Source organism: Calyptranema fuscum S582 (genome assembly GCF_055793305.1).
The window spans coordinates 1-10,000 of record NZ_JBSLYH010000099.1; the positions used below are offsets into that span (position 1 = coordinate 1).

Annotated in this window: 7 protein-coding genes and 1 pseudogene; 2 read left to right on the forward strand and 6 right to left on the reverse strand. The window is 49.8% G+C overall.

Annotation, left to right across the window (positions count from 1 at the left end; all coding sequences use genetic code 11):
- Nucleotides 1-940, reverse strand: a pseudogene (locus tag ACR6Z4_RS31665) (hypothetical protein); the annotation flags it as partial.
- Nucleotides 941-1,554: 614 nt separating this feature from the next.
- Here ACR6Z4_RS31665 and ACR6Z4_RS31670 point away from each other — a divergent pair.
- Together ACR6Z4_RS31670 and ACR6Z4_RS31675 are read left to right on the forward strand one after the other, a co-directional pair.
- Nucleotides 1,555-2,340: a ParA family protein gene (locus tag ACR6Z4_RS31670; RefSeq protein ID WP_479721309.1), complete on the forward strand. Its 786-nt coding sequence runs from the start codon at nucleotides 1,555-1,557 to the stop codon at nucleotides 2,338-2,340.
- A complete protein-coding gene (locus tag ACR6Z4_RS31675; protein ID WP_479721310.1) occupies nucleotides 2,337-3,341 on the forward strand; it encodes a ParB/RepB/Spo0J family partition protein in 1,005 nt (334 codons plus the stop codon). Before ACR6Z4_RS31670 ends, ACR6Z4_RS31675 begins: the two co-directional genes overlap by 4 nt.
- A 168-nt stretch (nucleotides 3,342-3,509) precedes the next feature.
- Here the strand turns inward: ACR6Z4_RS31675 and ACR6Z4_RS31680 are convergent, their stop codons facing one another.
- The 5 genes from ACR6Z4_RS31680 to ACR6Z4_RS31700 all read right to left on the reverse strand — a co-directional run.
- The gene (locus ACR6Z4_RS31680; RefSeq protein WP_479721311.1) at nucleotides 3,510-4,319 is read right to left on the reverse strand and encodes a formylglycine-generating enzyme family protein; all 810 of its coding nucleotides are present in this window, start codon (nucleotides 4,317-4,319) and stop codon (nucleotides 3,510-3,512) included.
- Between the two features lie 242 nt (nucleotides 4,320-4,561).
- On the reverse strand, nucleotides 4,562-5,401 hold the full coding sequence (locus ACR6Z4_RS31685; RefSeq protein WP_479721312.1) for a formylglycine-generating enzyme family protein: 840 nt from the start codon (nucleotides 5,399-5,401) through the stop codon (nucleotides 4,562-4,564).
- 156 nt (nucleotides 5,402-5,557) lie between these two features.
- The gene (locus tag ACR6Z4_RS31690; protein ID WP_479721313.1) at nucleotides 5,558-8,317 is read right to left on the reverse strand and encodes an SAV_2336 N-terminal domain-related protein; all 2,760 of its coding nucleotides are present in this window, start codon (nucleotides 8,315-8,317) and stop codon (nucleotides 5,558-5,560) included.
- A complete protein-coding gene (locus ACR6Z4_RS31695) occupies nucleotides 8,317-9,417 on the reverse strand; it encodes an AAA family ATPase (RefSeq protein ID WP_479721314.1) in 1,101 nt (366 codons plus the stop codon). Before ACR6Z4_RS31695 ends, ACR6Z4_RS31690 begins: the two co-directional genes overlap by 1 nt.
- An 18-nt stretch (nucleotides 9,418-9,435) precedes the next feature.
- The coding region (locus ACR6Z4_RS31700) for a VMAP-C domain-containing protein (protein ID WP_479721315.1) at nucleotides 9,436-10,000 on the reverse strand (565 nt) is incomplete at its 5' end.

Here is a 10,000-nt window from a genome sequence, read left to right on the forward strand (position 1 = left end):
TGATTACTGATTGAATACTAGATAATGTAGGAGGTAGCGTGATGGAACTACCTCCAGTTGGGGTTGAAGTCGGAGTCGGAGTCGGAGCTGGAGTCGGAGTCGGAGTTGGAGTCGGAGCTGGAGTCGGAGTCGGAGTCGGGGTTGGAATCGGGGTTGGAGTCGGGGTTGGAGTCGGGGTTGGAGTCGGGGTTGGAGTCGGGGTTGGAGTCGGGGTCGGAACATTACCCTGCCCAGGATCTGGTATAGGTATAGGTTCGACCACTTCAATCCTAATGAAGTCTTGCGCCAACTCTTTTTGACTGAAGCTTAATTGTTCTGGTCTATATCCAAAACAGGTAGCTGGCAGGGGTGAAGGAACGCTGTTAGGGATGAATTCAAAGGTTAAGGAATCTAACAGAGATGAAGATCCATCCACCAAAGTCATTCTCACAGTCCCTATGAAACTACAAGTATTTATAACCTGTGTTGCATCGGAATCCGTCATGACAGCACGTTTACTCTGAGCATCAATTTGAAGAGTTTTAGGGCTTCCAATTGTTTTTCTTTGCTTGAAGCCAAAAAATACATCAGGAAATTGTTCGTCAAGAGTGAAGTTACCGAAAACCTGATCACCCTCTAAATTAAAGTCCACATCCAATGTTGCTTCCGATACAACATTTACAGGAATCTTAGTGATGTGTCCTTGAATCTTGAAGTTTTGCTGGGATTGATTAACTTTTGGCGCATCTGCCTCTGCCAAAACTAATTTGTAATTTTTATTTTCCGTAGTTATTGAGTCTGCTCTTACTGGCACAATGATTGTGCAAAGCACAGCAATAGTTATGATGAAAATACAAGAGATAGCTTTGAAAACTTGACGGAGAGAGAATCTAGAAAATCTCATTGTTTTTAATTTTTTAGATGTACTAGTTTTTCTGGTTACCTTCCAAATCACTGTCACAAGATAGCTATCGTTGATCCGACTAAGCCCAACCCAATTCTGTTCTTAGGCTCGTGGATTTTATAAAACCTAATTCTGTTTGAGAGAGCGACGGCTTTGCTGTCTCTCTCTCAAACAGAATTACAGGTTAATTGATCCATGATCCTTAACAAATTTCGGAGTTATGCTTATGGCAATACACGGCGGTAAACCCTACTCAAGCTCTTCTTCAAGATTCAAGGTGCTCAGAGAAAAAATCTCAAAAATTAAGGAAATTCTGCCAACTTTTGTCAAGATATCCTGACTTCTGAATCGACACTTCGGTTCATCAATTCTGCGATCTAAGGAATATAAATAATGCTGGTGGCAGTACTACATTGCTATGAAGGAGCTTTGCATTAAGCCCTGAGGATTCAAGATTTTAGATAGCCTACTCCAGATACACAGAAACGCAAAGATCATAAAAAATGCTTATTTTCTGGGATAAACCAAAGCCAGAAAGCCAGAAATACCCAATTAAACTACTCTCAAGCAAGTTATTTTTGATGACGTGAGACGTCTCACGTCATCGCCCTCTCGACGGCGCTGCGCTCCCGTTTTATAGTTTCTATAACTGCACTCTTCTAAGGAAATAGATGGCGAAGGTCATTGCACTCTTCAACATGAGCGGGGGGGTTGGCAAATCCACGCTTACCATGAACCTCTCCTATCACCTGGCAAAAGAGCAAGGTCTCTCGACGTTGGCGATCGACATGGACCCTCAAGCCTCGCTCACCACATTTATGGGACTTGACCCATTTTCATTTGAGGAAACTGTTTTAAGCAGTCTTTTGAACGAGAAACCTTTGCCGATTGTCCACAACGAAGATATTTGGTGTGATATCACACCGACCAATATCTATCTCGCCCAAGCAGAACTTCAGCTTGCGGCTGAACTGCGTCGTGAGTATCGTCTCTCAGAAGCCATTGCCAAGATTCACGACCACTACCAGGTGATCTTAATCGACTGCCCCCCGAGTTTGGGACTGCTCTCAATCAACTGTCTGGTAGCTGCGGACTATTTACTAGTTCCTATTCAAACGGAGTACAAATCGGTTGAGGCAACCACCAATTTACTGAAAACTACCTTTGAGTTAAGTCGCAAGGTCAACCGTACCCTGCGTGTGATTGGAGTTGTACCCACCATGCATGATGAACGCACCTCCCAAGGCAAGCGGGCACTTCAAGCGATTCACGACATTTTTACCCAACTTAAACAAACTGAATTTTTTCAAGGCACCGAAATTTTTGAACCCATTCCCCGGCGTACTGATGTGAGTAACGCGCAAGCTGAACATCTGCCACTTGCCCTCTATGCTCATCGTCATGATGCCCTCAAACCCCTACGAAGAATCGCCGCCAAGATTGGAGAGCAGCTATGAGTCAATCTCAAAAAGCAATGAATATCACGGGAATGTCTTCCATTCTGGGCGGTTTTTTTTCTGACAGTAACGACGACTCAAACCCAGCGCCAACATCCGTAGACCGCGCATCCATCTGCGAGATCCCGCTAAAGGAGATTTATCAGCCGCCACAACCTCGCAAATTCTTTAATACCGAAGAGATCGAAAAACTCCAAGACGCCATCAAAAATAACGGGTTTCAAGGTACTGTTCTCGTTACTCTCTTGGCGGACGATCACCCAGAACGAAACAATGGCTTTAAGTATGAGCTAGTCTACGGTGCCTCTCGCTCTCGGGCAATGGCAGCGTTGGGGAAGGAGACGATTCCTGCTGAAGTGCGAGCAGATCTGAATGAACAACAAATCCGTCGTATCCGACTCAATGAAAATCTCATCCGAGCCAATCTCAACCCCCTGGAGGAAGCCGAAGGTCTGATCGAAATAATGGCAGATGAAGCAGGCGTGACTGCCGCAGAGGTAGAACGAGATCTAAATACCTTTAGTAATGCGAAGAAACGGCAGACTGAGATGACGTGCGATGTCTCACGTCACCTAGAATGCTACCAGGCGGTACTGGACTACTACAAAAAAGGAACACTTTCCTCGTTTCGGACACAACTCATCAAATTTAGAAGTCTGCCAGACGATGTAGCTCAGGCGGTTGAGCGCGGTGAGATCGATGCCTCGAAAGCGCTGGAAATTGGAGCTGTGAAAGACCGGATACTTCGAGAGCAGCTTTTGAATTGGGTTGCCCAAGACAACCCCTCCGTTAAGCGCATCCGAGAAGAAAAGAGAACGTTACTGGAAAAGCAGAATGAGACGGGTAAGAAAACAGGTAAAAAAAATTCCCTTCGATCTCATGTACAAAAATCCTGGGAGCGATTAAGTAATTCAGCGGTGCTCGATAGCCCCAGCCCAGAAGCCAAGCAAAAGATAGAACAAATCCAAAAGCTGATCGATGAATTGCTGCGAGGGGAGTGAAAACGATCTGCACCGCAGAGACGCAGAGGGCGCAAAGAATTTTTCTCTCTCTGCGCTCTCTGCGTCTCTGCGGTGAAAAAAAAGCAAAGGGTAACAGCGAAAGAAGGGCAAAGGCTTCGACATCAGCGCTTAGCCAAACGAGATAAGGAGTCATCCTCTGCGGAAGCTCTACGCTCTACGGACGGCGCAGACAACTCGCAAACCGTCGTTGTTGAGTCTGCTGACGGGGTTGCCCCTTAATCGGTACGCAGACCGACAAGATCTCGGAAGGCTGCCCCAAGACCCGCCACGTAGCACATGTGAACTATCACCTCCATCTTTCATCCACACACTCCCATCGATTGGTGCTTCCTGATAATTTTCATGCCAGGGATCTTGGCACCATTCCCAGACATTGCCATGCATGTCAGACAGTCCAAACGTATTGGGGGCATTGAAATGATCGACTGGTGTAGTTTTTTGGCGATACTCGCCTACCACTCCAAGACCATAGGTTTCAGTTGCATGATAGTTTGCCAGGTCAGGTGTGATCGTCTCACCAAAATGAAAGGGAGTCGTCGTCCCAGAACGACAGGCATATTCCCATTCCGCTTCACTGGGCAAACGATATAAGCGTTCGGTCTGACGGCTGAGACGGGCGCAGGATTCCACCGCATCATACCAATTGACCCGCTCTACGGGGCGATTATCCCCTTTGAACCTGGAAGGATCAGGATCTAACGAGCGTTCTACCTGAGGCATGGCTGCCACCTGTCGCCATTGCGCCTGGGTGACGGGATAGCGTCCCATGAAAAATGTTGGCACTGTAACCGTATGTTGTGGCGATTCCCGACCCAAGAGATCTGGTTCACCAGACGATGAACCCATTTCAAAAGATCCGCCAGTCACCAAGACCATCTCTAGCTGAATACCCTCACCGAGGTCTTCAAAAAAGCGCCGGTTCGTTTGGGTTTGGCGTTTGATGGTGAGTTTGGGCATGGAAAGAAGAGGTTTGGGACAATAGGGTTTGGGGGTAGAAACTGTTCAGCATTGCTGCTTACCAATATGCCAGTTTTGAAGCAAGGGATTCGACGGTTGGTGAATAATTTTAAGGAATGATATTACACCGCAGAGACGCAGAGAGCGCAAAGGGTTTCTCTCTCTGCGTCTCTGCGTCTCTGCGGTGAAAAAAAAGCAAAGGGCTAAAGGGCAAAAAGAGCAAAGCGCTACCGGAGTCCACCCTACGGGAAGCCCTGCGGTCTACGGACGGCGCAGACAACACGAAAACCGTAGATGTGGTTGTACCTGAAGTCGGGGTTGTTCCTATAGCGGCACGCAGACCGACAATTCCTCGGATAGTTGTCCCAAGACCCGCCGCGTAGTATACGATATTGATTCTCATTCTCACTTAACCAGGCACTCCCATCTATCGGAGCACCTTCATAATTTTCATGCCAATGATCTAAACACCATTCCCAGACATTGCCGTGCATATCACATAACCCAAAGGCATTGGCAACCCCAAACTGATCCACCAGAGTTGTTTGCTGGCGATATTCCCCTTTAGAGCCATCCCCATAGGTATAGCTGCCGTTGTAATTAGCCAGGTCGGTCGTAATCGTCTCACCAAAATGAAACGGCATTGTGGTTCCGGCACGACAAGCATATTCCCACTCAGCCTCACTGGGCAACCGATAGGGGCGTTGGGTGTGGGTAGAGAGTCTCTGACAAAATTCCATGGCATCATGCCAACTTACCTGCTCTACCGGTCGATTCTCTCCCTCGAAACGGAATGGATCAGTCTTTAGCTCTCGATCTATCTGCGGAAACCCGGCGACCACCCGCCACTGAGCCTGGGTGACAGGATATTTACCCATAAAGAACCCTGGAACATTGACTCGATGCTGTGGACTTTCGGTATTTGACCGCTCCAGTTCGTTTTCTGGTGACCCCATCTCAAACTCACCGGCTGGGATCTGCATCATCTCGATGGTGACAGTGTCGCTCAAACGCTCTCGGAAGAAGGGCACCTCGATGGTGCGTCGAGCAATTTTAATTTGGGGAGGCGATGAGCTGGCCATAGGGAAAAAGTGGGGGAGGTTTTAAGGAGTGATGGTACACCGCAGAGGCGCAGAGGGCGCAAAGGATTTTTCTCTCTCTGCGTTCTCTGCGTCTCTGCGGTGAAAAAAAGCAGAGGGCAACAGCGCAAGAAGGGCAAAGCGCTACCGGAGTCCACCCTACGGGAAGCCCTGCGGTCTACGGACGGCGCAGACAACACGAAACCCGTCGAAGTTGAGCCTGCTGACGGGGTCGTTCCTATCGCGGTACGCAGACCGACAATCCCTCGGAAAATTGTACCAAGACCCGCCGCGCAGTACAAAAGCACTATCACTTCCACCTTCCGACCACACACTGCCATCAGTTGGTGCTCCTTGATAATTCTCATGCCAGGGATCTTGGCACCATTCCCAGACATTGCCATGCATGTCAGACAGTCCAAATGCATTGGCAACCCCAAATTGAGCAACCGGAGTCGTTTCCTGGCGATACTCCCCTTTGGAACTATCCCCATAGGTATAGGTGCCGTTGTAATTAGCCAGGTCGGTCGTAATCGTCTCACCAAAATGAAACGGCGTTGTCGTTCCGGCGCGACAGGCATATTCCCACTCTGCCTCACTGGGCAAGCGATACTCGCTGCCTGTTTGACGACTGAGACGGGCACAAAACTCTACCGCGTCATACCAAGAAACGTTCTCTACTGGACGATCATCTCCTTTAAACCGTGATGGATTCGCCTTTAAATTTCGTTCCACCTGGGGCATGGCTGCCACGGCTCGCCACTGGGCTTGGGTGACCGGATAGCGCCCCATATAAAAGTCTGAAACTTTGACTCGATGCTGAGGCTCTTCTCTGTCAGAGCGTCCGGGTTCATTTTTCGGTGACCCCATTAAAAACTCACCTGCCGGGATCGCCACCATTTCTAGCTCAACACCCTCTCTTAGGGGCTCAAAATATCGCTGAGCCTCCCCAGGGCGATAGTTTAAAACCCACGGATGCTTTTGCTTTGCTAATGTCGCGATCTGAAACTCAAAACGTTGGAGATGCTCAATGGTAATAGTGGCGACTACTACCGACTGCATTTCGATGGGGGGCAGTTCGGGGTCTGCTGTATCTTCTTCAAAGACAATGGTGGGTGGTTCAAAGCTAAAGTCTTCGAGGGGCGGGATGCCAGGAAATTCTGGTTCTGGATCGAAAGGCTGCGCTTCTCCTGAGCCGTGACGCAACTGCTGGGCAAAGCGGGCATAGTCTCCTCCTAATTGTTCTAGAATATCTGCTGTGACGCTGGCAAACGATCGCACTCCTGCTAAACCCTCTGGCGCTTCCAGACGAGGATTCATGAGAAATGCACGAAAATCTTGTTGAGAAACCTGATTCCAACACTTTTCCACAGCTGCCGATACACTGTTGAGCACCTCAATGGTGTCTACCTCTGGCAACACCTGAAGCAACACTTCACGCACCTTGGGGAGAAAATCGTACTGCACCACGTCTGGCTCAACTTGCTCTTGCCCCGGCAATCGCTGCACTAACCCACTGAGAAATACTTCTGCCACAGGCAACGGCGATCGCACTTCGTGCAACATAGAATCTCGAATCAGCCGCATCACCGGCAGGGTAATCACCGGAGCTGCCGCCAATAACATGACCAAACGACGCGCCTGGGGAGACGACAACTGTCGAAACCGCTGAATCCGTTCGCGAGCAATGGACTCGATCTGCTCAGCAATAGCGGTTGCGATATCATCATTACCGTCTATATCAGGATTTTGCTCAACGCGATCGCGAGCCATGTCCTCAATATTTTTCACTTGGGGAATCTGCCCACCCCGTTGCGGCAACAAAAAACCGGGTGTTACTTCACGGCGATCGCCAGCCACCATCAGACTCCAGTTCGTCAGGTCGCGCACCTCACTGGTTACGACGGGTAACGGCGATCGCTGTTTAGCATCATCCGGAACCTCTGGCTGCATCAGCCGCACAATCAATCGCTGATTGGCAGCACCAGGACTATCATTACTAAGTGCTACAGCAGTCCCCCGACCTAGAGCCGTCCGTTCCCACATCCATTCGGGTAACATTTGCCAGACCACCGTGGGCATAACCTTTGACCAGGTTTGTAGCATCGGCAGCAATGAACCATCCCACCAATATTTCCCCGCACAATCACTCAGAATAATCGCGATGCGCCGTCCCCGCTGCTCAATTAACTCCGTAAAACGATGACCAGGACGATCGGGGTGCGATCGCAGCAACACTTTCTCTTCTGAGTTTTGAGCCTCGCTGTTAACCTCCAGATCAAACACCTGCACATCTCGAAAAGCTCCATAGCGACGCAAAATGCGCACCAAGTCCTCTACCAGTCGCTGCCAAATGTGCATAGACGAGCTGCGATCGACCACCAGGACAATATCAAACCACGGCTCTTGTTTGGGCTCCAAAACAGGTAGCCACAATCGGGTGCGGGCAATGTGCTCTACGGTCGCTGCCTCATTTAATTGCCCCCTACCCCCCGCAGCCACCTGCCGAAGCAATGGCTTGAGTGCTCGAATCATCGCCAAAGCATCCGTTAACATTGGCGGATCAGGAATCCAAACGGGCAACACTTGGGGCGGTAAAACCTCTGCCTTCGGTGTAGGAATCGTCACATCAATCCTTGGAGCGGGAGCAGGAGCAGGAGCAGGAGCAACAGAAAGTTCCTCGTCTCGTTTCTCGTCGGTTGTAATCTCCTCTAGATCCTCTAGAGCAGACTCTTCCTGTGGTTCAGATCCCCGATCCTGAGGCTCATCGGGCACAACTTCAGCTACAGATTGAATCTGCAAAGCTAACCAGAGTGTCTCTGCAATCTCGATGCTCGTCCATTTCTGCTCCTCAGCCAGCAGTGTCACTAGCTCACAGATGCGATCTCTCGATGCCCCTATCTCTGCCGAAGTTGACATCAGTCTGCCTCGTTCAGACGCTTAAACAGCAGATTTTGTAACCGTTTCATTTCTGCTTGACTGGGGCTTTCTTCACGAGTCATCAGATAAATCGCATTGAGCAGTTGGTCAGTAGCGCGATCGGCTTTATTACCTTTGTCGAGAAATTCACCAATCAAGGTCATGAGATTCTCTTGGGTCTTCGTCCAACCATTGGCATCCGCTTGATCAAAGTGCGATCGTACAATCGGCATCAACGATTCGGGAGTAGGATTGGGCATCTTCACCCGCAAACAACGGCGATAGAAAGCGGGGGGAAATTCGCGTTCGCCATTGCTCGTCATGATGACAATGGGAAATTCGCAGCACTTCACCCGACCGTTGATGATGGGCGCTTCCATATTCTTATCCGCCGTTCGCACCATCACCGTCACGTCCTGATCAGATGCCTCGCCTCGACGGCGTTTTCGCCGCACCAGTTCCGGAATTTCAAACTCTCCTTCTTCAAACAAATTGAGCAAGTCGTTGGGCAAATTTAGATCACTCTTATCAATTTCATCAATCAGCAACACTCGTGGTAAGAGGGAGGGCAAAAATGCAGTGCCTACTGCCCCCAGCTGAATGTAGTCTCCCATGTCACCCTCTTCCTGGGGCGTCTCTCCATCCCGTTCTTGATGGGTTTTGTCGAGCTGGGCATCTTGCAAACGGGCGATCGCATCATAGCGGTACTGTGCATCTGCGAGGTTTGATCGGGCTGTCACCGCCCAAGTTAGCACAGAACCAAGCTGTAACTCATAGGCAATGGCATAGGCAAGCGATGTCTTCCCAGACCCTGGAGACCCCGTCACCAGCAGAGGACGACGTAGATGAATCGCGGCATTGACGGCATCAACCACGACGGAATAACCCGCTTCATCGGTTTGTACCCGAAAACTTTTTCCACGCTGCGTCGAACGAGGATCTAGTGCTGCTAACTCACGAAGTTTTTCCCAGTAGGCTGCATCTTTGGCTAGATCGACGGCTGCTCTGGGTAAAAATTCTCGCCAGGGTGGGCGATCGGGCAGATCCGACAGGGGATTGGGTTGATCATCGCAGTTACCGTAGAAGTATTTCCAGGTCATGGCGTTTGAGAGTGGGGGTTAAGAGGCAACAAGCAGGTCTTCATCTCGCTTGGGATCTGGCAATGTAGGACAGCGGTCTGGGCAATCGCAGAGTAATCTAAGGTGTTGGATGACGGCATTGTCAGGCTGGGTTCGTCTCACCCTCCACTGTTGAGCCAGGTTGGTAAAGTCACTCAGATGGCTGTCTTGTAGCAGATTATCAAATTCAGCCTGCCTTTCCGCAGCCGTGCAACTGCAAGCCTGACTTGACCATAGGGCGATCGGCACAGCCGCATTGATAATATCGCACAGGATATCGTGACGCTGTTCTCGATCCGTCGGCAATTCAGCGACCAACCTTAAACCCGGCACTGCTTCCAACAATGCCTCTAAATCGCCAGGAGTCGGGCAGGTTGTTTGTAAATGAAATCGGTCACAGACATTACCAACGTTCACACACTCCTCTAAAAGCCGCCAGTTACTCCTTAAAACCTTTTGCGCTGTCGGATTTAAGATCCTTTCCAGCGATCGCACCACAAAGCCTCGATACTTGCCCAACGGACGAAGACGATGTTGTTCGTTTAGAACTTCCCATTCCTCAACC